This window comes from Shimia sp. FJ5, from assembly GCF_032918335.1.
Taxonomy (GTDB): Bacteria; Pseudomonadota; Alphaproteobacteria; order Rhodobacterales; family Rhodobacteraceae; genus Shimia; species Shimia aestuarii_A.
On sequence record NZ_JAWJUV010000001.1, the window covers coordinates 426,602 to 449,137 of the forward strand.

19 protein-coding genes and 1 tRNA gene are annotated in these 22,536 nt (G+C 63.0%); 17 read left to right on the top strand and 3 right to left on the bottom strand.

The annotated features are described in order from the left end of the window. Nucleotides 1–8 precede the first annotated feature (8 nt). Nucleotides 9–1,421, bottom strand: a complete 1,413-nt coding sequence (locus tag R1W01_RS02250; protein ID WP_297757532.1) for a diguanylate cyclase — start codon at nucleotides 1,419–1,421, stop codon at nucleotides 9–11. A gap of 81 nt (nucleotides 1,422–1,502) precedes the next feature. On the opposite strand from R1W01_RS02250, the gene R1W01_RS02255 reads away from it, so the two are divergent. From R1W01_RS02255 to R1W01_RS02280, 6 genes are all read left to right on the top strand, one after another. Further along, on the top strand, nucleotides 1,503–1,787 hold the full coding sequence (locus R1W01_RS02255) for a DUF3572 domain-containing protein (protein ID WP_243613242.1): 285 nt from the start codon (nucleotides 1,503–1,505) through the stop codon (nucleotides 1,785–1,787). A 57-nt stretch (nucleotides 1,788–1,844) separates the two neighbouring features. Continuing rightward, nucleotides 1,845–2,534, top strand: coding sequence for an HAD family hydrolase (locus tag R1W01_RS02260; protein WP_297757535.1), 690 nt, complete (start codon nucleotides 1,845–1,847; stop codon nucleotides 2,532–2,534). Between the two features lie 208 nt (nucleotides 2,535–2,742). Next, nucleotides 2,743–4,305 carry a trimethylamine methyltransferase family protein gene (locus tag R1W01_RS02265; protein WP_243613240.1) on the top strand — a complete coding sequence of 521 codons (1,563 nt, stop codon included), beginning with the start codon at nucleotides 2,743–2,745 and terminating at the stop codon, nucleotides 4,303–4,305. Nucleotides 4,306–4,371: 66 nt separating this feature from the next. Continuing rightward, nucleotides 4,372–6,132 (top strand): DUF4153 domain-containing protein, encoded by a 1,761-nt coding sequence (locus R1W01_RS02270; RefSeq protein ID WP_297757539.1) that lies wholly within the window; start codon nucleotides 4,372–4,374, stop codon nucleotides 6,130–6,132. A 61-nt stretch (nucleotides 6,133–6,193) separates the two neighbouring features. Further along, nucleotides 6,194–6,802 (top strand): heme NO-binding domain-containing protein, encoded by a 609-nt coding sequence (locus R1W01_RS02275; RefSeq protein WP_243613238.1) that lies wholly within the window; start codon nucleotides 6,194–6,196, stop codon nucleotides 6,800–6,802. Further along, nucleotides 6,799–7,776, top strand: coding sequence for a GGDEF domain-containing protein (locus R1W01_RS02280; RefSeq protein ID WP_317275024.1), 978 nt, complete (start codon nucleotides 6,799–6,801; stop codon nucleotides 7,774–7,776). Before R1W01_RS02275 ends, R1W01_RS02280 begins: the two co-directional genes overlap by 4 nt. On the opposite strand, the gene R1W01_RS02285 is transcribed toward R1W01_RS02280, so the two are convergent. Continuing rightward, nucleotides 7,773–8,678: a LysR family transcriptional regulator gene (locus tag R1W01_RS02285; RefSeq protein ID WP_243613236.1), complete on the bottom strand. Its 906-nt coding sequence runs from the start codon at nucleotides 8,676–8,678 to the stop codon at nucleotides 7,773–7,775. The genes R1W01_RS02280 and R1W01_RS02285 overlap by 4 nt on opposite strands. A gap of 167 nt (nucleotides 8,679–8,845) precedes the next feature. Here R1W01_RS02285 and xdhA point away from each other — a divergent pair, with 167 nt between their 5' ends. The 4 genes from xdhA (at nucleotide 8,846) to R1W01_RS02305 (ending at nucleotide 15,112) form a co-directional block, all read left to right on the top strand. Continuing rightward, the gene (gene xdhA / locus R1W01_RS02290; RefSeq protein ID WP_297757546.1) at nucleotides 8,846–10,288 is read left to right on the top strand and encodes a xanthine dehydrogenase small subunit; all 1,443 of its coding nucleotides are present in this window, start codon (nucleotides 8,846–8,848) and stop codon (nucleotides 10,286–10,288) included. Continuing rightward, nucleotides 10,285–12,585, top strand: coding sequence for a xanthine dehydrogenase molybdopterin binding subunit (gene xdhB, locus R1W01_RS02295; RefSeq protein ID WP_297757549.1), 2,301 nt, complete (start codon nucleotides 10,285–10,287; stop codon nucleotides 12,583–12,585). Before xdhA ends, xdhB begins: the two co-directional genes overlap by 4 nt. Next, nucleotides 12,582–13,385, top strand: coding sequence for a xanthine dehydrogenase accessory protein XdhC (gene xdhC / locus R1W01_RS02300; protein ID WP_297757552.1), 804 nt, complete (start codon nucleotides 12,582–12,584; stop codon nucleotides 13,383–13,385). The genes xdhB and xdhC overlap by 4 nt, the downstream gene beginning before the upstream one ends. 62 nt (nucleotides 13,386–13,447) lie before the next feature. Further along, nucleotides 13,448–15,112, top strand: a complete 1,665-nt coding sequence (locus tag R1W01_RS02305) for a thiamine pyrophosphate-binding protein (protein ID WP_297757555.1) — start codon at nucleotides 13,448–13,450, stop codon at nucleotides 15,110–15,112. A gap of 3 nt (nucleotides 15,113–15,115) precedes the next feature. Here the strand turns inward: R1W01_RS02305 and R1W01_RS02310 are convergent, their stop codons facing one another. Continuing rightward, the gene (locus R1W01_RS02310; protein WP_297757558.1) at nucleotides 15,116–16,012 is read right to left on the bottom strand and encodes a LysR family transcriptional regulator; all 897 of its coding nucleotides are present in this window, start codon (nucleotides 16,010–16,012) and stop codon (nucleotides 15,116–15,118) included. 105 nt (nucleotides 16,013–16,117) lie between these two features. Between R1W01_RS02310 and R1W01_RS02315 the strand changes: the two genes are divergently transcribed. The 7 genes from R1W01_RS02315 (at nucleotide 16,118) to R1W01_RS02345 (ending at nucleotide 22,518) form a co-directional block, all read left to right on the top strand. Then, nucleotides 16,118–16,516 carry a cupin domain-containing protein gene (locus R1W01_RS02315; RefSeq protein ID WP_297757561.1) on the top strand — a complete coding sequence of 133 codons (399 nt, stop codon included), beginning with the start codon at nucleotides 16,118–16,120 and terminating at the stop codon, nucleotides 16,514–16,516. Then, nucleotides 16,503–16,955, top strand: coding sequence for a cyclophilin-like fold protein (locus R1W01_RS02320; protein ID WP_297757564.1), 453 nt, complete (start codon nucleotides 16,503–16,505; stop codon nucleotides 16,953–16,955). Before R1W01_RS02315 ends, R1W01_RS02320 begins: the two co-directional genes overlap by 14 nt. 117 nt (nucleotides 16,956–17,072) lie before the next feature. After that, nucleotides 17,073–17,813, top strand: coding sequence for an SDR family oxidoreductase (locus R1W01_RS02325; protein WP_297757567.1), 741 nt, complete (start codon nucleotides 17,073–17,075; stop codon nucleotides 17,811–17,813). A gap of 116 nt (nucleotides 17,814–17,929) precedes the next feature. After that, nucleotides 17,930–18,003: transfer RNA gene (locus R1W01_RS02330), tRNA-Gly, on the top strand. 90 nt (nucleotides 18,004–18,093) lie between these two features. After that, entirely contained in the window at nucleotides 18,094–19,893 is a 1,800-nt protein-coding gene (locus R1W01_RS02335; protein WP_297757569.1) for an ABC transporter transmembrane domain-containing protein, read from the top strand. Nucleotides 19,894–19,959: 66 nt separating this feature from the next. Beyond that, nucleotides 19,960–20,379, top strand: a complete 420-nt coding sequence (gene lysM, locus R1W01_RS02340) for a peptidoglycan-binding protein LysM (RefSeq protein WP_297757572.1) — start codon at nucleotides 19,960–19,962, stop codon at nucleotides 20,377–20,379. 243 nt (nucleotides 20,380–20,622) lie between these two features. After that, nucleotides 20,623–22,518: an acyl-CoA synthetase gene (locus R1W01_RS02345; RefSeq protein WP_297757574.1), complete on the top strand. Its 1,896-nt coding sequence runs from the start codon at nucleotides 20,623–20,625 to the stop codon at nucleotides 22,516–22,518. The last annotated feature ends 18 nt before the right edge of the window (nucleotides 22,519–22,536 follow it).

Here is a 22,536-nt window from a genome sequence, read left to right on the forward strand (position 1 = left end):
ATCGAAATTCAAGCGGCGGGCGGGCTCAGGGTGACTTGATCCCGCCCGGTTGCCTTTGCACCGTAGAGCGCCTGATCGGCGCGGTCGAGCAGGGTGCGCACCATAGCGTCGCCGCGGTCCTCGCCGCTTACGGCGCAGCGGAAATCGCAGGACATGGCAAGGCCGATGCTGACCGTGACGGGGATACGCAGGTCGCGCGACTGGATGTGGATGGGATCTCGCCGCAGCGTGTCACAGAGCCGCGTCGCCATGGCGCGCGCGGTGGCGCGGTCGGTGGCAGGCATCACGACGAGGAACTCCTCGCCGCCGATCCGGGCGAGAAGATCGCCGGGGCGCAGACAGTCGCGCAGACGGTGGGCGACCTCGGTCAGAACCGTATCACCAGCGGCGTGGCCATAGCGGTCATTCACCGTTTTGAAATGATCGAGATCGGCAACCATGACCGCGAAATCACGTTGATCGCGTTGGGAAATTTCGGCCACGCGGGCGAGGTGCGGCAAGGCATAGCGGCGGTTGAACAGCCCCGTGAGGGGATCGGTCACCGCCGCTTCGAGCCCGTCCTGCACGCGTTTCTGAAGCCGATCCGCAAGGCGCTTGCGCTCGACAAGTCGTTCGAGGCGCAGGGCAACCTCTTCGGCGTCGAAGCCATCGGCCATCACGTCGCCCGCGCCAAGGTCGAGCGCATCGGTAAAGAGATCGCGACAGGCGGGCGGCAGCACGACGAGCACCGCCGCGCGGCGGGTTGCGGCGCGGGCGCGCAACTCGGCCAGAAGGCGCAGCCCGTCCTCGGGTGCGTCGGGCGAGGGCGCGATGACGAGGGCATCGGGCGGCGTCTGTTGCGACAGAGCGCGCAGAAGATTGGCGATCGGCTCGGTGGCGACGGAATAGGGCAGGACCGGCTTCAGAAGTGCGTTCCAGCGCACGCCCGTCGCCGGATCCGCGGCGGCGAGAACGATGCGGGCATCGGGACGAAAGGGGATGGTTTCGGCCTCGGCAAAGCCAAGCGCGGCGGTGGCTTCTTCGCGCAGGTGCAGGCCCTCGACGCTATCGCGGGTGCGGATCAGGGCGCGGATGCGGGCCATCAGTTCGGCCTCGTCAGCGGGTTTGGCGACAAGATCGTCGGCGCCAGCCCGCAAGGCAGCCTTGCGCATCTCGGGGGTGGCGTGGGTGCTCATCATCAGGATCGGCACCGGCGCGCCGGACTGGGCCTTGCGCAGGGCGCGGCAGAGTGCGAGGCCCTTGCCGTCTTCGCTCCAATCGGCCCCGAGAAGGATCAGGTCCGGGCGATCTTCTTCGAGGCGCAGGAGCGCTTCGGGCAGGGCGGCGGCCTGAGACACGGTATAGAACGCGCTCGACAGCTTGACCTTGAGAACGATGCGCGTCGTGGGCAGCGACTCGACGATGAGAATTTTTCCGGGCATGGGGCACCCTGGCAACTTGCAAAGAGGTTGATTCACTTTGTATTCGCATTGGTTAAGAAAAGATTTCGAAAGTGGTAAGAAATGAACCTTTCAAAGGATGCGGCAGAGACGTTGGCGCTTCAGGCCTTGGGCTGGCTGGTCAACAATGACGAGTTGATGCCGGTTTTCCTTGGCGCGACGGGGGCGTCGGTCGATGATCTCAAGGATCAGGCGGGGGATCCGGATTTTCTTGCTTCGGTGCTCGAGTTTCTCACCATGGATGACGCTTGGGTTGTGGCCTTTTGCGACAGTGTGCGCGAGGATTACATGACCCCGATGATGGCGCGGCAAGTGCTGCTTGGGGAAAGCGGGCGGCATTGGACCTGACACGGGTCTGTTGCAATGGTGCTGTAGTCAGGACGACGGAATAAAGGGCAGAGCGCGATGCGAGTAGACGGACTCCTGTTTGATAAGGACGGCACGCTGTTCGATTTCGGTGCGACATGGAACTCGTGGGCGGCGGGCATGATCCGCGACTTTGCCGACGGGGACGCGGAGATGGCGGCGCGGATTGCGGCAGAGCTTGATTTCGACCTCCCTTCAGAAAAGTTCCTGCCGGAAAGCGTCGTCATCGCCGGGACCAACCGCGAGGCGGCCGAGGCCGTGGCGCGGGCGGTGCCGGGGCAGGATGTCGAGGAAATGGAGCTCCGTCTGATGCATGCCGCGGCGGATGCGCCGTTGGCTCCGGCTGTGGCTCTGGCGCCGTTTCTCGACGGGCTTGCGGGGTTGGGGCTGCGGCTCGGCGTGATGACCAACGACACGGAATATGCCGCACGGGCGCATCTTGGCGAGGCGGGCGTGGCGGAGAAATTCCACTTCATTGCCGGGTTTGATAGCGGGTTTGGCGCCAAACCCGCGCCGGGGCCGCTGCTTGCCTTTGCCGATGCGGTGCAGATCGATCCGGCCCGTGTCGCCATGGTGGGCGACAGCACCCATGATCTGATCGCCGGGCGCGCGGCGGGGATGCAGACCATTGCCGTGCTCACAGGGGTTGCGGGCGCAGACGAACTCGCGCCCTTTGCCGACGTGGTGTTCCCCGATATCGGCCATATCGCGGGCTGGCTCGCGGAGTGATTTCCAGATAGCTCAGCGGTTTTCAAACCACTTGGGACGGGATTTCGAAATCCTGTGTGCAAAGCCTTTCGAAAGGCCTTGGCCCTGTCGCGATGTGTGAAACCCGCCGTGTCATCACCCAAAAACGACGAGATGTGTCGTTGAGGGCAAACTTGCGTCGCGATTCGTGCTGTTTTCTGGAGGCCAGAGCACGAGAGGGATGCAGAGAATGACCGAAACGGGTGGACGCAGACGCCGCGGCGGAGGCCGGGCCGGAAACACCGCACGACGCACGAGCGCGGGTGTGATCGAGCAGATGCCATGGCGCCAGCCGGTCAACATCGACCGTCCAACGGAACCTCTGCGCGAAGAAGGTGTGCAGGCGATCCACGAGGGCGCGATGCGCATCCTCGAGGAGATCGGTATTGAGTTCTACAATGCCGAGGCGCGCGATATCCTTCGGGAGGCGGGCTGTATCGTCGAGGGCGACAACGTGCGCATGGGGCGCGATTTCGTCATGGAGATGATCGCAAAGGCGCCGTCTGAGTGGACGCTCACCCCGCGCAACCCGGATCGCAAGATCACCTTGGGCGGCAATCACATGGCCTTTGGCAATGTCTCGTCGCCGCCCAATTACTGGGACATGTCGATCGGCCGCAAGATGCCGGGCACCCGCGAGCAATGTGCGAACCTGCTGAAGCTGACGCAGTATTTCAACTGTATCCATTTCGCGGGCGGCTACCCGGTCGAGCCGCAGGATATCCATGCCAGCATCCGGCACCTCGACGTGCTTTATGACAAGCTCACACTCACGGACAAGGTTGCGCATACCTATTCGCTCGGCAAGGAGCGGGTCGAGGATGCGATGGAGATGGTGCGGATCGCGGGCGGACTAAGCCACGAGGAGTTCGAGGCCACCCCGCGTATGTACACCAACATCAACTCCACCTCGCCACTCAAGCATGACGAGCCGATGATGGATGGCTGGATGCGTCTTGCGCGGCGCGGGCAGGGCCTTGTGGTGACGCCGTTCACGCTCGCGGGTGCGATGGCGCCGGTGACCATGTCGGGCGCCGTGGCGCAGTCACTGGCCGAGGGGCTTTGTGCGGTGGCGCTGGCGCAGTATATCCGGCCCGGCGCGCCTTGTGCGATTGGCACTTTTACATCGAATGTGGACATGAAGAGCGGCGCGCCTGCCTTTGGTACGCCGGAATACATGCGCGCCACGCAGATGACCGGGCAGATGGCACGGTTCTACGGCCTGCCGATGCGAGCCAGCGGTGTTTGCGCGGCGAACGTGCCGGACGGGCAGGCCATGTGGGAGACCTCCAACAGCCTTTGGAGCGCGGTGCAGTCGGGGGCCAACATGGTCTATCACGCGGCTGGCTGGCTTGAAGGAGGGCTGATCGCCAGCCCGGAGAAATTCATCATGGATTGCGAAGTCCTGCAGATGATCCAGCGCTATATGGACCCGACGCTTTGTGCCACAGGGCCGGACGAGATCGCCTTTGATGCGATCAAGGATGTGGGCAATGCGGGCCATTTCTTTGGCATCCAGCACACGCAGGACCGCTATACCACTGCCTTCTATCAACCGTTCGTGTCGGATTGGCGCAATTTCGAGGCCTGGGACGCGGCGGGCGCGGTCTGGACCCCGGAGCGCGCGCATCGTCTGTTCCGGGAGATCATCGAGTCGTTCGAGGCGCCACCGATGGACGAGGCGATCCGCGAAGAGCTTGCCGCTTTCGTGGCGCGACGCAAGGAAGAGGGCGGCGCGCCGACCGATTTCTAAGAGCGGATTTACATTGCACCCGGCCCAATCCTTTCTAGACTGGGGCCACAGTCTGGGAGAGAGATCATGGCAGCAGCGACCAGCAACGGATTGAGCGGGCGGGCCATCATGGCGGGTGTCGGTGCCCTTGTCGGGATCGCCATGTGGTTCCTGTTCGAGGTGGCCGGCGAGGTGGTGAGCAACCCACAGGCCTTTGTCATTCTGGCATCGTTCGTGGCCGGGGGCGCGGCGGTGCTTTTGGCGATGGCGGGGCCTTTGTCGCTTGGTCGGGCCGCCTTTGGCGCTATGCTCCTCGCGGCGCCATCGGCCTTGGCGCTTGGCTGGGCCAGTTCTGGGTTCGAGGAACTCGAGACCTTCATCCGCAACGGTCTTGCGCTTGTGGCTTGGGGCGTGATCCTGTTCGTGGGCACGCCGTTCCTGATCGTGGCGCTGCGCAAGGATGGCGATTGGCGCAGCTATCCCGAGCTTTTCGATTGTTCCTGGCGGATCGTGGTGCGCTATGCGGCGGCGTGGCTTTTCGTCGGGCTCTTCTGGGGCATTCTGCTCTTGTCGAATGCGCTCTTGGAGATCGTCGATATCACGGTGATCGACGACCTGATCGATATCGAGCCGATGCCGCATATCTTGACCGGCGCGATGCTCGGCCTTGCGATCCGCGTTGTGCACGAGATGCGCGATTATCTCTCGCCCTTCATGCTTTTGCGTCTCTTACGGCTTCTGGTGCCGGTGGTCCTTGTGGTGGTGGGGATTTTCGTCGCGGCCCTGCCGTTCCGACCGTTTGACGGGCTTTTCGGGCAGCTTTCGCCTGCGGCGACGCTTCTTGTCGTAGCGCTGGGCGCGGTGTCGCTTGTCAGTGTGGCGGTGGACAAGGATGAGGACCACGCGGTGAAACTTGGCTTTATGCGGCTGGCGACGGAGGGGCTTGCGCTCTTGCTGCCGATTATCGCGGGGCTGGCGGCCTATGCGGTGTGGCTGCGCGTGGCGCAATATGGCTGGACGCCGGAGCGGATCGCGGCGGCGCTCGCGTCGGGAATGGTGACGCTTTACGGGCTGCTTTATGCGGTCTCGGTCCTGTGGCGTGGGGCATGGATGCAGCATGTGCGGGTGGTGAACCTTGCCATGGCGCTTTTGGTGCTTTTGCTTGGCTTTGCCTGGCTCACGCCGCTGATCAATGCGGAACGGATTTCGACCCGCAATCAGGTCGCGCGGTATCTTGACGGCAAGGTGTCGGCGGCCGAGCTTGCGGTCTGGGAGATGCAGCATAGCTGGGGTCGGGCCGGGGTCGCGGGCATTGCAGAACTGAAGGCGCTGGAGGGTGAGGATCACGCCGATCTGCACCGCGCCATCGAGCTTTCGGAGACTTCGGAGTATCGTCACGTCTTTGAGCGGCGCACGACAGATACCGGGCGAGACGCGCGGATCGAACGGCTTGCCGGGCTTCTCACCGTGCTGCCCGAGGGGCGCGAAATCACGCCGCAGATGCTTGCCGAACTGCCCAATCACCGGCTCGAGGACTGGCTCATGGCCTGTGACCGTGAGCCGGAACCGGGCTGTGTCGTGGTGCTTGGCGATTTCAGCACCCGTACGCCGCAGACGGGCGGCATCGCCTTCTTGCCGGGGCGGAGTGATCGCTATGACGCGGTGGCGCTGCGCTTTGTGCAGGGGCAGGTCATGCTTGGCTCATACCTGCGCGACGCCGAAACCGGCATGGCGCTGCGCCTGACGCGCGAGGATGTGGCGCGGGTGCTCGAAGGGAGCTACCGGATCGCGCCGAGCAGCCGCAAGTCGCTCTGGATCGGGGACATGGAAATCAATCCCGACAATTGAAGATATAGAGGGATCCTTAACGCCCTGACCGTCATAGTGCCCCGCAGTTTTGGGGAGTGTTATGCACGGTCTGATCAACAAGGCGATAGAGGGGTTTGTCTGCGACAGCTTCGGCGCGGAACGCTGGCAGGCGATCTGCCGTGCGGCGCGGCTTGAGGAGTCCGAGTTCGAGGCAATGCTGCATTACGAGGATGCGGTGACGGGGCGTCTTCTCAACGCGACGGCGGCGGAGTTGGGGGTTTTGCGCGAAGCCGTGCTTGAGGATATCGGCACCTATCTCGTGTCGCATCCCAATGTCGAAGCCCTGCGCCGATTGCTGCGGTTCGGCGGCGAGAGCTTTGTCGAGTTTCTGCATTCTCTGGATGAACTGCCGGAACGTGCTCGGCTCGCGGTTGATGATCTTGGCTTGCCGACGTTGGAATTGCGCGACTTGGAAGAGGGGCGTTTCGCGCTTCTGAGTCGCTTTCCTTGGCCGGGGTTTGGCCATGTGATGATCGGTGTGCTTCGGACACTGGCGGATGACTATGGGGCGCTGGTCTTTCTTGAACATCGCGGCGTCGAAAAGGCGGGACCGGGCGAAACGCTCGAGACGATCGAGGTCACAGTGGTTGAGGCGGCCTTTGCCGCCGGGCGACGGTTCGACCTTGGCGCGCGGGCAGGATCGCCATGACCGTGCCCATGCAAGATATGCGGGCCGTGCTCGATCTTTTCTGTCCCATGCATGTGATGCTTGGGCCGCGAGGCGAGATCCTGCATATGGGCGCGACCTTTGCCAAGCTTGCGGGCGGGCCGACGGCAGAGGGGCGCGGGTTTCTCGAGCTGTTCGAGGTGTTGCGCCCGCGCGGGGCAGAGACCATGGAGGCCCTCCTGCGCCTTGGTGGGCAAAAGATGAGCCTGCGCCTGCGCGATGATGCGCGCGCGTCCTTCAAGGGGATTCTTGCTCCGGTCGGAGCAGGGGCGGCGATCAACCTGTCCTTTGGCATCTCGATCATGGACGGGGTGCGTGATTTCGGCCTGAGCGGGTCTGATTTTGCCGCCACGGACCTTGCCATCGAGATGCTCTACCTGATTGAGGCGAAATCGGTCGCAATGGGGGCCTCTCGAAAGCTCAACCAGCGGCTTCAAGGGGCCAAGATCGCGGCCGAGGAACAGGCCTTTACCGATACGCTTACCGGGCTAAAGAACCGGCGCGCGGTCGATCATGTTCTGGCCCGCCAGATCGAACGGGGCGGGGCCTTTGCCGTGATGCAGATCGACCTCGATTTCTTCAAGGCGGTGAATGACACCTACGGTCACCCGGCAGGCGATCACGTATTGCAACAGGTGGCGCGGATACTTGTCGATGAGACCCGGCGCGGCGATTGCGTGGCGCGGGTGGGCGGCGATGAGTTCGTGCTCATCTTTGACGGGGTGCGGGGGCGAGAGGAGCTTGCCAGTATCGCCAGGCGCCTTATCTCGCGCATCGAAGAACCGATCGCATGGCGCGATGGGGCGAAGCTTGGCATTTCGGCCTCGGTCGGAATCGCCATTGGCCCCAACGCGAAGGAAAAGGTAGACACGGCGCTGTTTGACCGTGTCGACAAGGCGCTCTACGCCGCGAAACACGCCGGACGGGCGCAGTTCCGCTTTGCCGACGCCCTCTAGAGCGAGAGTGAGGCGCGCGCGCGGTCGGCGATAAAGTCGAGAAACAGGCGCATCTTGGGGTCTTGCAGGGTGCGATGCGCAAAGAGACATCCAAAGCGCGCAGGCAGGGGCGGGGTGTCGGGCAGCACCTCGACGAGATCCCCTGCGGCCAGCGCGGTGGCCACGTCGAAGCGCGGGCGGTTGGCAATGCCGCGCCCGTCGCGCGCCCAGTCGGTCAGCACGTCGCCATCATCGGCATCAAACCGCCCCCGCACGTCGAGCTTCTGCGGCCCGTCCTTGGTTTGCAGGGTCCAGAAGTACTCTGGCGAGCGCGGGTAGCGGAGCAGAAGGCAATTATGCGCATCCCTGAGAAGATCCTCAGGGTGCGCGGGCGTGCCGTGCTGCGCGAGGTAGCCGGGGCTTGCGACGAGGACGCGGGGACAGTCGAGGATCAGCCGCAGCTTGAGGTCGCTATCGGGGAAGTCGCCAAGGTTGAAGGCAAGGTCGATACTGTCCTCGAACATGTCGATGCGCCGGTCGGTCAGGCGCAGGCGCACGTCGATGCCCGGGTAAAGATCGGTGAAATCGGGGATATGGGGCGCGATGGCCCGCCGTCCGATGCCAAGCGGCGCGGCAACCCGGATCGTACCGCGCGGATTGTCGGAAAACCCCGCCGCGACGGCCTCTGCCTCGTCGAGCGCGGCAATGACGCGGCGGGCATGGGTATAGAATTCGCGGCCCACTTCCGTTGGCGAAAGGCGGCGTGTGGTGCGATTGAACAGGCGCACGCCAAGATGCGCCTCAAGCTCCTTGATCCGCTTGCTCGCAACCGCGGGCGTCAGGCGCAGATCGCGCCCCCCCGCCGTGATCGAGCCAAGCTCGACAACACGCAGGAAAACCCGCAGACTTTCAAGATAAGGCATCAGCGACTCCTCTTGCCTCTTTTCGTGGCGTTTCGAGGATAGACGCGCTTCATTATCAATGAAACGTTGAAATTCATTCACCAATTCATCGCTACCCGTTTCCGGCGCGCTTAGGCTAGGCTTTCGTAGGTCAAAGACACGCACCCAGCGCGCGATAGCGAGGCATCATGACAGCACCGACACCACGCACCCATATCCGGTTTCGACTGAACGACCGCGAGGTCCGCGAAGAGGCGGTCGCGGCAAGCGATACGCTGCTCGATTTTCTGCGGCTCGAAAAGCGGCTCACGGGGAGCAAGGAGGGTTGTGCCGAAGGTGATTGCGGGGCCTGCACGGTGTTGGTCGGGCGGCTTGTCGGCGGCGATCTCGTCTATGAGCCGGTCAATGCCTGTATCCGGTTCCTCGCCTCGCTCGATGGCTGTCACGTGGTGACGATCGAGCATTTGCGGGGGGCGAATGGCGCGTTGCATCCGGTGCAAAAGGCGATGGTCGAACACCACGGGAGCCAGTGCGGGTTCTGCACGCCGGGGATCGTCATGGCGCTTTATGCGCTTTGGATGCGGGTGCCGAATCCGACGCGCCGCGAGGTCGAGGTCGCGCTTCAGGGGAACCTGTGTCGCTGCACCGGGTATCGGCCGATCATTGATGCGGCCATGTCGGTCGAGGCGGATGGCGAGGATTTCCTTGCCGCCGAGCGCGACGCGGTGACGGCAGAGCTTCTTGCGTGGCGCGAGGGCGCGCGGGTCGAGGTTTCGCGCGATGGAAGCCGAGCGATCCTGCCGGGCGACGTCGATGACCTTGCCGCGGTGCTTGAGGCAGAGCCAGAGGCGCGGGTGATCGCCGGGGCGACGGATGTCGGGCTTTGGGTGACAAAACACCTTCGGGCGCTGCCTGTGGCGGTGTTCATCGGGCATCTCGAGGGGCTGAAAGAGATCGAGGAGAGCGATGCGGCGGTGCGTATCGGCTCCGGGGTGACATATGCGGAGGCCGAGGGCGCGATGGGTGCAGCCTTCCCGCATCTGGCGCCGTATTTCGAGCGGATCGCGGGCTGGCAGGTGCGCAGTATGGGCACGATTGGTGGCAATATCGCCAATGGCTCGCCCATCGGAGACATGCCGCCGGTGCTCATCGCCATGGGCGCGACGATCACCTTGCGCAAAAGCGCGGCGCGGCGCGAGATCGCGCTTGAGGATTTCTTTGTCGATTACGGCAAGCAGGACCGTGCGCCGGGCGAATTCGTCGAGGCGATCACGGTGCCGAAGACGGGCGGATTGCACGCGGCCTACAAGGTCTCGAAACGGCGGGATGAGGATATTTCCACAGTCGCGGCAGGTGTCTATGTGCGCGTCGAAGACGGTCAGATCACGGCGGCGCGGATCGCCTATGGCGGTATGGCTGCAGTGCCGAAACGGGCGATGGCGGCAGAGGCGGCGCTCGTCGGACAGCCCTTTGGCGCGGCGGCGTTCGAGGCCGCGGCGCGCGCGCTCGCGGGCGAGTTCACACCGCTGAGCGATATGCGGGCGAGCGCGGAATACCGGATGCGGGTTGCGCAGAACCTCTTGCGCCGCTTCTGGATCGAACAAGGCACGGACGGGGAGGCGGCGGCATGAGCAACGTCAAGGGGATCGCCGGGCAAGACCTCCGGCACGAGTCGGCCATCAAACAGGTCACGGGTGGGGCGGACTATACCGATGATATCGCGCTGCCTGAGGGCGCGCTTCATGCCTATCTTGGCCTTTCGACGGTGGCGGCGGGGCGTATCGTGGCGATGGACCTTTCGGAGGTCGAGACCGCGCCGGGCGTGGTCGGCGTGCTGACCGCGAAGGACATTCCGGGCGTCAATGATATTAGCCCCACGGGGCGGCATGACGAGCCGGTTTTCGCAGAGGACCACGTCGAGTTCCATGGGCAGGCGCTCTTTGCTGTGGTCGCCACGAGCCGGGACGCGGCGCGCAAGGCGGCGGAGTTGGCCAAGGTCGACTATGCGCCAGAGCGCCACGTCACGGATGTCGGCGAAGCGGTCAAGGCAGGGTATCCGCATGTCACGGACCCGCTCACGCTTCGGATTGGTGAGGCGGCCAAGGCGCTCAAGGCCGCGCCGAAGCGGATCAAGGGGCAGGTCCGCATCGGCGGGCAGGATCATATGTATCTCGAGGGCCATATCGCGCTCGCGCTGCCGGGCGAGGACGAAGAGGTTGTGGTGTATTCCTCGACTCAGCACCCGAGCGAGGCGCAGCACATGGTGGCGCATGTGCTTGGCGTGCCGTCCAACGCGGTTGTCGTCAACGTGCGGCGTATGGGCGGCGGGTTTGGTGGCAAGGAAAGCCAGATGAACCTGTTTTGCGCGGTGGCGGCGATGGCGGCGAAACGCTGGGGCGTGGCGGTCAAGATACGGCCCGACCGGGATCAGGACATGATCGCGACCGGCAAGCGGCATGATTTCCTTGTCGATTACGACGTGGGCTTTGACGAGACGGGCCGGATTTTGGCCGTCGATGGCGAGTTCGCGGCGCGCTGTGGCTGGTCCTCGGACCTGTCGGGGCCGGTGACGGACCGGGCGCTTTTCCATGCGGACAATGCTTATTTCTACCCGGCGGCAGAGCTGCGCTCGCGGCCGATGAAGACGAATACCGTCTCCAACACGGCCTTCCGGGGCTTTGGTGGCCCGCAAGGCGTTGTTGCAGCGGAGCGGATGATCGAGGAAATCGCCTATGCGCTGGGCCGTGATCCTCTCGAAATCCGCAAAGCGAATTTCTATGGCGTGCACGGCGATGTGACGCCCTATCACCAGACGGTCGAGGACAATATCATGCCTCGGATCGTCGAGGAACTTGAGGCGAGCGCCGATTACCAAGCACGGCGCGCGGCTGTGATCGCTCATAACGCCAAGGGCGGCATGATGCGCAAGGGCATTGCCCTCACACCGGTCAAGTTCGGGATCAGCTTTACTGCGACCTGGTACAATCAGGCCGGCGCGCTCTTGCATGTCTACAATGACGGCTCGCTCATGCTCAATCACGGCGGGACCGAGATGGGGCAGGGGCTCAACACCAAGGTGGCGCAGGTTGTGGCCGATGCGTTTCAGGTCGATGTGGACAAAATCCGCATCACCAAGACCACGACCGAGAAAGTGCCCAATACCTCGGCTACGGCGGCCTCGTCAGGGTCTGACCTGAACGGGATGGCGGCGCTTGATGCGGCGGCGCAGATCAAGGCGCGGCTTGTTGCGTGGGCGGCTGAAAAGTGGGGCGTCGCGGCGGACACGGTGCGTTTTGCGAATAATCAGGTGCAAGTGGGCGATGAGGTCTTCGCTTTTGCGGATTTCATCAAGCAGGCCTATATGGCGCGGGTGCACCTCTCGGCGGCAGGGTTCTACAAGACCCCGAAAATCCATTGGAACCGCGACACCGGGCAGGGACGGCCTTTCTACTACTTTGCCTATGGCGCGGCAGTCTCGGAAGTCACGATTGATACGCTGACCGGGGAGTATACGGTCGAGCGGGTGGATGTGCTGCATGATGTGGGGCGCTCGCTCAACCCGGCGATCGACAAGGGACAGGTCGAGGGCGCGTTTGTGCAGGGTATGGGCTGGCTCACGACCGAGGAACTTTGGTGGGACGATGAGGGTCGGCTGCGCACCCATGCGCCCTCGACCTATAAGATCCCGCTCGCCTCGGATATGCCGAAAGACTTCAACGTGCGGCTTGCCGAATGGTCGGAGAATGCCGAACGCACGATCAAACGTTCCAAGGCAGTGGGCGAGCCACCCTTCATGCTTGGGATTTCGGTGTTCGAGGCGCTGTCGATGGCGGTTGCATCGGTGGCAGACTATCGCGAATGCCCGCGCCTAGATGCGCCCGCAACACCCGAGCGTGTCCTGATGGCGGTGGAGCGGTTGCGCGGATGAGCGCGCTTGCGGCATATCTCGCGGTGCAGCCCGAAGTGATCCGTGTGCGCATTGTCCGCGTGCGGGGATCGTCGCCGCGCGATGAAGGGGCCGAGATGTTCGTCTCGCAAAGCGCCGTGCATGGCACGATTGGCGGCGGGCAGTTGGAGTATATGGCGATCGATGAGGCGCGCGCACTTCTTATTCGTGGCGCGCCGTGCGGCGAGATGGATGTGCCGCTTGGCCCGGAGATCGGCCAATGCTGTGGCGGGCGGGTCGAGATCGCGCTCGTGCGGATGGACGACGTGATGCGCGCCGAGGCGATAAAGGCCGAAGACGCGGCGCAGGACGCGAGGCCGCATCTTTATATTCTCGGGGCCGGGCATGTGGGCCGGGCGCTGGCCGATCTGGCGCAGCATTTGCCGCTGCGCACGGTGCTTGTCGACGGTCGGGCGGCGGAGCTTGGGCTATGCGACGCAGAGGTCGAGACGGCGCTGACGCCCTTGCCTGAAGCTTTGGTGCGCGATGCGCCCGCAGGAAGCGCCTTTGTCATCCTGACCCATGACCATGCGCTTGATTTCCTGCTCGCTGCCGAGGCGCTCGGGTGCGGGGACGGGGCCTATGTCGGGATGATCGGATCGGCTACGAAACGCGCCTCTTTCACAAGCTGGACCCGCGCGCGGGGAGGTTCGGCGGCGGGCCTCATCTGTCCGATCGGGGCGGGGCAGAGCGGCGACAAGCGGCCCGAGATGATCGCGGCGCTTGTCCTTGGTGAGGTGGTCGCAGCGCTTGGCGCCAAGGTGGCGGTTCCCGCCCGCTAGCCCTTGCAACTCGCGCCGCTTCGGGCAGAGTAGCGGCGATGAGCGAATAGGGGAGAGACATCATGCGCAACGGCGGACAGCTTCTTGTCGAGAGCCTCGTGGCCCTTGGGGCAACGAAGGGATTTGGCGTGCCGGGAGAAAGCTATCTCGCGGTGCTGGACGCGTTGCATGATACGCGCGGCAAACTGGATTTCGTGCTCTGCCGCAACGAGGGCGGCGCGGCTTTCATGGCGGCAGCGTGGGGGAAGCTCACCGGCAGTCCCGGCATCTGCTTCGTGACGCGCGGCCCCGGTGTCACCAATGCCTCGATCGGGATTCATACGGCGATGCAGGACAGCGCGCCGATGATCATCTTTGTCGGGCAGGTCGGCACGGATATGCGCGACCGCGAGGCGTTTCAGGAGATCGACTATCGCGCCATGTTCGGCACGGTGGCGAAATGGGCGGTCGAGATCGACCAGGTGGAGCGGGTGCCGGAACTGCTCGCGCGGGCCTGGACCACGGCGACAACGGGGCGGCCCGGTCCTGTGGTTGTGGCATTGCCAGAGGATATGCTGACGAGCCTCACGGATAAGGCGCCGCTCGCGGGGCCTGCGGAGATTGCGGCCCCGATGCCGGACATGGGCGCGGTCGAAAAGGCGCGCGCGCTGCTCTCTGGGGCGGAGCGGCCGGTGATCCTCATGGGGGGCTGCAACTGGTCCGATACGGGGCAGAAGGCGATGCAGGATTTTGCGGAAAGCTCGGATATTCCGGTTCTCGCGGCGTTCCGCTATCAGGATCAGTTCGACAATTCCTCGCCCGTTTATGCGGGTGAGGCGGGGGTCGGGATGCCGCCGCATGTCAAACGCATCGTCAAGGAGGCGGATGTGATCCTTGCGATCAATGTGCGTTTTGGTGAGATGACGACGGATGGCTATACGCTTCTTGAGGTGCCGGTGCCGACACAGACGCTCATCCATGTTCATGGCTCGGATCGCGAGATCGGCAAGATCTACCAGCCAGACCTTGGTATTCACGCTGGCCCGGACGGGTTCGCCGTCGCGCTTGCCCCGGTGTCGGGCGGTTGGGGCGTGTGGCGGGCGCAGGCGCGGGCCGATTTTGAGGCCAGCATCGAGGCGCCTGCACAGCCCTCGCCGGTTGATATGGGTGTGGTGACCAAAACCCTGCGCGAGAGCCTGCCGGAAGACGCGATTATCACCAACGGGGCAGGGAATTTCGCGGTCTGGCCGAACAAGTTTTACACCTTTGGGCCCAAGGCGCGGCTTCTTGCGCCGCAATCGGGCGCGATGGGCTATGGCGTGCCAGCGGCGATTGCCGCCAAGGTGGCACATCCGGAACGCACCGTGGTCTGTTTCGCGGGCGACGGGGATTTCCAGATGACCAGCGGCGAGTTGGCGACGGCGGTGCAGGCGGGGGCGTGTCCGATCATCCTTATCCTCAATAACGGGATCTACGGCACGATCCGCGCCCATCAAGAACGCACCTATCCCGCGCGGGTGTCTGGCACGACGATGCAAAGCCCGGATTTTGCGGCGCTTGCGCAGGCCTATGGCATGCATGGCGAGCGGGTCGAGACGACGGCCGATTTCGACGCGGCCTTCGAACGGGCGTTGGCGTCGGACACCGGGGCGGTGCTTGACCTTGTGACCTCTCCCGAGGCGCTTACCCCGCGCCAGACGCTCAGCGACATGCGCGCTGCGGCGCTTGCGGCGCAAGGCAAGGATTGACGCTTAGGGCGCGCGGTAGCGCAAGGCTTCGACAAGCCGCGTGAAGGCCGGAGAGGCGAGGCGGCGATTGGGGTAGTAGAGGTGATATCCCTGCACAGGCGCGCACCACTCGCGCAGCACGACCTCGAACTCGCCTGTGTCGATATAGGGGCGGGCAAGGTCTTCGGGCAGGAAAGCGAGGCCATGCCCGTCGCGTGCGGCGTGCAGGATCGGCAGGATACTGTCATAGGTTAGTTGGCCGCTGACGCGCACCTCGACTTCGCGTCCGTCGCGTTCAAATTCCCACGCATAGAGCCCCCCCGCCGAGGGCAGGCGTAGGTTGATACATTGGTGATTGGTCAACTCGCGCGGATGTTCGGGGGGCGAGCGGCGCGCGAAATAGGCGGGCGTCCCTACGACGAGAAAGCGCCAGTCGGGGCCGATACGCACCGCGATCATGTCCTTACTCACCGACTCGCCAAGGCGCACGCCAGCGTCGAAATGGTCGCCGACGATGTCGACAAAGCCGTCGTTGATCGACACTTCGACGTTGATGTCGGGAAACTGCGGTAGGAAATCCGCGAGCCGGGGGCGTAGGATGGTTTGCGCAGCGTGAATGCCCGAGCTGATCCGTAGGGTGCCGGAGGGTTTGTCGCGCAACTCGCTCAGGGCGTCGAGCTCGGCGCGGATCTGTTCGAAATGAGGGGCGAGCGTTTGAAACAGGCGTTCTCCAGCCTCGGTTGTCGAGACGCTGCGCGTGGTGCGGGTCAGGAGGCGCAGGCCGAGCCGGTCTTCCAAGGCGCGGATTGTGTGGCTAAGCGCAGAGGGCGAAAGGCCAAGCCGCGCCGCGGCACGGGTGAAACTCCGCTCTTCGGCCACAGCGACAAAGGCCTTGAGCTCGCTCATCTCATCTCGCGCCATTATTGAATCTCATTCAGTAGTTCATGTGAATTATAGCATCTAATCGGATAGCGCAGTCTGGGCTAGATTACCAGCAAGGCCGAAGAGATAGGAAAGGACGCGCAGATGGAAATCACCCGCAGAGACAGCCTGACGACGATGCCGGGGCCGACCGATTGGTTTACTGGTGAGGTCGCGCTCGAGATGCTTTTCAATCCGCATGATGCGGCGCGGGTGCAAGGCGCGAACGTGACGTTTCAGCCCGGTGCGCGCACCGCATGGCATACCCACCCGCTTGGTCAAACGCTTATCATTCTTTCCGGCAAGGGGCGGGTGCAGCGCTGGGGCGGTGAAGTCGTCGAGATCGGCCCCGGCGACGTGATCTGGTTCGCGCCCGGCGAAAAACACTGGCACGGGGCGGCGCCCGATAGCGCCATGACCCACACCGCCATTCAGGAAGTGCAGGACGGCAAAGCCGTCGACTGGATGGAGCAGGTCTCGGACGAGGCCTATGATGGGCAGTAGGGCGCGGATCGGGCGGCGTGGGCTCTTGAAGATGTCGCTTGCGGCGGGAGTCGTGCCGGGCGGCCTATTTGCAGAGAAATCGGAGGGTGCGATGCGGATCGCATGTCGTTTCGCGGACCAGATGTTTCATATCGGTCTTGCGCAGACACCGGTGGGCGAAGCTCTCATGGCGCAGCTGCCGCTTGACCTCACAATCGAGGACTATGGCAGCAATGAAAAGATCGCCTACCTGCCGCAGAAACTTTCCGGGGCAGTGTCCGAGCCGTTTGGAAACGAGGCACCGGGGGATTTCTGTTACTTCGCGCCCTGGGGCAACCTCGTCTTCTTCTATGAGGGCTACCACTATTCTCGCGGCTTGATCCGGCTTGGCCGCATCGAGGGCGGCATCGCACCGCTGCTTCTGCGTGGGTCGTTCCCGCTTCGGATTTCATCGGCCTAAGGTCACGTCAATCACATCCCTGAACCCGGTGGCACACGCCATGTCAGGGGGGCGTTTCGCGTCCCTCAAGGGGGAAGGTGCATTCAAATCCAACACCAAACACGAAGGACTAGAGACATGAAAGACAAGGTTATCATCATCACGGGCGCATCGTCGGGGATTGGCGAAGCGACGGCAAAGGATATCGCGGCCAAGGGCGGCAAGGTGGTCCTTGGAGCGCGGCGCGAAGACAAGCTCCGCCAGATCGCTGAAGACATTCGCGCGGCCGGCGGCGAGGCGGTCTATCAGAGCCTCGACGTGACCAAGCCCGAAGACAACGACGCACTCGTTGCGTTGGCCAAGGAGACCTATGGCCGGGTCGATGCGATCTTTCTCAATGCGGGGATCATGCCTGTGAGCAATGTCTCGGCGCTTAAGACCAGCGAGTGGAAACAGATGGTCGATGTGAACATCAACGGCGTCCTGAACGGCGTTGCAGCGGTCATGCCGACCTTCACCGAGCAGAAATCCGGCCATATCCTCGCGGTGTCTTCGGTGGCGGGGCTCAAGGCCTATCCGGGCACTGCGATCTACGGCGGGACCAAGTGGTTCGTGCGCGATTTCATGGAATGCTTGCGGATGGAATCGGCGATGGAGGGCACGAATATCCGTACCGCGACGCTTTATCCCGCGGCGATCAATACCGAGCTGCTCGACACGATCACCGACGTGGGCGCGGCGCAGGGGATGTCCGATCTCTATGACGCGTTCGGCATCTCGCCCGAACGGATCGCGCGGGTTGTTTCCTTTGCGCTCGAGATGCCTGAGGACACGACGATCAACGAGTTCACCATCGGCCCGGCGAACCAGCCCTGGTAAGACAAGACAGGCACGGGGCGGGCGAAATTGCCCGGCCCGTGTCGGCAATTTCCGGTTTGGCCGCTGCACCCTATTGACCCTCTTTCGCGCCTGAACTAGATAGGCCGAACCCTCGGGCGGGTATGGTGAAATGGTATCATAAGAGCCTTCCAAGCTTAAGGTGCGGGTTCGATTCCCGCTACCCGCTCCAACCTTCTCCTCTGATCGGGCCCCATTGTCGCCTTGACCCTGTGCGCAGGCTCGGCCAATACCGTCTGACACGACGGACAGGGAAGAGATCATGGCCAGACAACCGACGCCGCAGCCAAGCGAAGAAGACCGCGCCAAATCGCGCCGGATCGGGGCGTTGGCCGGGTTGAAACGCTTTATCATCCCCTATCGTTTCTGGGCGTTGGCGGCGGGTCTTGCGCTTGTTTTGACGGCGACGGTATCGTTGGTTCTACCCATGGCGGTGCGTCGGGTGGTCGACAATTTCGGCACCGAAAGCGATGCGCTTCTGGATCAGTATTTCCTTGCCGCAATCGGTTTTGCCGCGCTTCTCGCGGTGGGCACGGCGCTGCGCTATTTGCTCGTGTCGCGGCTGGGCGAATTGGTTGTGGCCGATATTCGCAAGGCGGTGTTCGATCGGATGATCGGCATGAGCCCGGTGTTCTACGAAAAGATCATGACCGGCGAGGTTCTGAGCCGGATCACCACGGATACGACGGTGATCCAGACGGTTGTCGGTTCGTCGGTATCGATTGCATTGCGCAACGTGCTTTTGTTCTTCGGTGGGCTGGCGCTCATGCTGCTGACCTCGCCGAAGCTGACGGGATTGGTCCTTTTGGTGGTGCCTGTGGTGATTGTGCCGATCCTTGTTCTGGGGCGGCGCCTGCGCAAGCTGAGCCGTGAGAACCAGGACTGGATCGCAGAGAGCTCTGGCAATGCGTCCGAGGCACTCACCTCGGCGCAAACGGTGCAGGCCTTTACCGGCGAGGCCGCCGCGCGCAAGACCTTTGGGTCGGTGACCGACCTGTCGCTTGATGCGGCGATGCGGCGGATCAACACCCGTGCGGTGATGACGATGATCGTGATCTTCCTGATCTTCTCGGGTGTGGTGGGCGTCCTTTGGATGGGCGCGCGCGATGTGCGGGCGGGCGGCATGAGCATCGGGATGCTGGTGCAATTCGTGATCTACTCGGTGATGGTTGCGGGGGCCGTTGGGGCGCTTTCTGAGATCTGGGGCGAGTTGCAGCGCGCGGCGGGCGCCACAGAGCGGCTTGTGGAGTTGCTGCATGTGGAGGATGCGATCATTGATCCTGCCGCGCCCAAAGCCCTGCCCAACCCGGTCGAGGGGCGGATCCGCTTTGATGCGGTGCATTTTGCCTATCCTTCGCGCCCCGGTGTGCAGGCGCTCGACGGGGTGAGCTTTGAGATTGCGCCGGGTGAAACGGTGGCCGTTGTCGGCCCGTCGGGGGCCGGCAAGTCGACGATCATCCAGCTGATGCAGCGTTTCTATGATCCCGACAGCGGGCAGGTTTGTCTTGACGGCGTGTCCCTGAGCGACATGGAGCGGGCCACCTTCCGCAAGGAAATGGCCCTCGTGCCGCAAGACCCGGTGGTTTTCGCCGCATCGGCGCGCGAGAACATTCGCTTTGGTCGCCCGGATGCAAACGATGCCGAGGTCGAAGCCGCAGCAAAGGCCGCGGCGGCGCATGATTTCATCATGGCGCTCCCTGAGGGGTATGACTCATACGTGGGCGAACGCGGTGTGATGCTCTCGGGCGGTCAGAAACAGCGCATCGCCATCGCTCGCGCGATCCTGCGCGATGCGCCGGTGCTTCTCTTGGACGAGGCGACCTCGGCCCTTGATGCCGAGAGCGAACGCGCGGTGCAAAACGCCGTGGATGAAATGGCGCGCTCGCGCACGACGATCATCGTCGCGCACCGCCTTGCCACGGTCAAAAAGGCCGATCGTATCCTCGTCATGGAAGAAGGGCGCATCGTGGCACAAGGGAGCCATGATGATCTGGTGGCCGAAGGCGGCCTATATGCGCGCCTTGCACGGCTTCAGTTTACGGACGGGGCCTTGGACCTGTGATTTCCCCCTTACCTTTTGGCGGGGATGGGGGCATGCTTTCCCCATCTGTCAAACGGGAGAATGAAGATGGGTCTTTGGAATTTCCTCAAAGGAGCGGGTAAATCGCTGATCGGTGGGGACGACACACCGGACGCCGAGGCGCTCAAGAAAGAAGTTGCTGAACTCGGGCTTGATGCCGAGGGTCTCGACATTACGGTCGAGGGCGACAAGGTGAAAGTATCCGGCGCGGCGGTCAGCCAAGAGATGCGCGAGAAGGTGATCCTTGCGGTCGGCAATGTCGAAGGCGTGGCCGCAGTCGAGGATGATGGCGGCGCAGAGCCGACATTTCACACGGTTGAGAAGGGCGATACGCTTTGGGCGATCTCCAAAAAGGCGCTTGGCGATGGCAACCGCTATAACGAGATTTTCGAGGCCAACCGCCCGATGCTTAGCCATCCCGACAAGATTTATCCGGGTCAGGTTCTGCGTATTCCGCAAGACGGTTAATCGCGGCCAGAATTCGGTTTCAGTCCGGGGCGCCTTTCGGGGCGCCCTTTTTCCTTTGATGAGCCACGGATTTCCCTGTTTTACAGGGGAAATGGGCAAAAAGGGGTGGTCTGACGCAACGTTTTGGCCTTGCTTGACTTAGGGTCGACTCTGGCCAAGCCCTTGCGAGTTGGGGATTTAGATCGCATCTTGAATATAAGCCCGGTTTGGGAAACGGGCAGACGACGGGGAGGAGACCGGAAAATGTCATTTGCCACGCGCGAAGACCTAAAGAAGATCGAACAAGAAATGCCGTGGGAAGCGCGCCCGCTTCCAAAGACGATCTACAAGTTTCTGACCAGCACGAAAGAACGGTTCCCGGACCGTCCGGCGGTCAGCTATCAGCTTTTGTCGGGGGCGACGGACAAAGCCGAAACCCTGACCTGGACCGAGCTTCACACCAAGGCCGTGCAAGCCGCGAACATGTTCCGCGATCTCGGGATCGGCGAGAATGATACGGTCGCCTATGTCCTGCCGAACTGTAACGAGACGCTGGTGACGCTTCTGGGTGGTATGATCGCGGGCATCGTAAGCCCCATCAACCCGCTTCTCGAGCCGGAGCAGATCGGCTCGATCCTGCGCGAAACCGATGCCAAGGTCGTCGTCACGCTCAAGGCGTTTCCGAAGACCGACGTGGCGCAGAAAGTCGCCGAGGCCGTTCGCCACGCGCCGCATGTGCATACGGTGCTCGAGATCGACCTCAACCGCTACCTGACCCCGCCCAAAAGCTGGATCGTGCCGCTTGTACGGCCCAAGAAACCGGGCAACCACCACGCCGATGTAAAACCCTTCAACAAGGAACTGGCGAAACAGAATACCACGCTTGATTTCGAGGATTGCGCGGGCGATCGCGTCGGGGCCTATTTCCATACTGGCGGCACGACGGGGATGCCCAAGGTCGCGCAGCATCTCTATTCCGGCATGATCTACAATGGCTGGATCGGGCATGAGCTTCTCTTCACCGAAGAGGACAACATCATGTGCCCGCTGCCGCTTTTCCATGTGTTCGCGGTGCATGTCATCGTGCAGGCGGCGATTGCCTCGGGCGCGCATGTGGTCTTTCCGACGCCAGCGGGTTATCGCGGCGACGGGGTGTTTGATAACTTCTGGAAGCTCATCGAGCGCTGGAAGATCAGCTTTATCATCACCGTGCCGACCGCCGTGGCTGCGCTCATGCAGCGCCCGGTGGATGCGGATATCTCCTCGGTCAAAACGGCGTTCTCCGGCTCGGCCCCGATGCCGCTCGAACTGTTCAAACGGTTCGAGAAAACCTGTGGCGTCGATATCGTCGAGGGCTATGGCCTGACCGAGGCGACCTGTCTCGTCTCCTGCAACCCGCCGACCGGCGACAAGAAGGTCGGCTCGGTTGGCCTTCCGTTCCCTTACACGGATGTGCGCATCTTCAAGGATACGCCAGACGGGCCAGTGGAATGCGCGGTCGATGAGGTGGGCGAAATCTGCGTCGACAACCCCGGTGTCCACGAAGGCAATACCTATACCGAATCCGAGAAGAACAAAGACCTGTTCTATCACCACAAGTTCCTGCGCACGGGCGACCTTGGGCGCATTGATGCGGATGGCTATGTCTGGATCACTGGGCGGGCCAAGGACCTCATCATCCGCGGGGGTCACAATATCGACCCTGCCGAGATCGAAGAGGCCATGCTGGCGCATCATGACGTGTCCTTCGCGGGTGCGATCGGCCAACCTGATGCCTATGCAGGTGAGGTGCCGTGCGTCTATGTCGAGCTTGTCGAGGGGGCGAGCGTGTCGCTCGAGGAGCTGCGCAAGCACGCCAAGGTGCATATCCACGAACGCGCGGCCCTGCCCAAACATGTGGAGATCATGGACGAGCTGCCGAAAACGGCGGTGGGCAAGATCTTCAAACCTGACCTGCGCAAGGCGGCGATCACGCGTATCTACAATGCGGCTCTGGAAGAGGCAGGCGTCGCGGCACGCGTCACGTCTGTTCTTGACGACAAGAAGCGCGGCCTTGTTGCTCAGCTTGAAAGCAACGGATCGAGCGACGAAGAGGTCGGCAAGGTTCTTGGCGATTTCGTCCGGCCTTGGGAATGGGCCAAAGATCACGTCGACGCCTAAGATGTGACAGGTTGATGA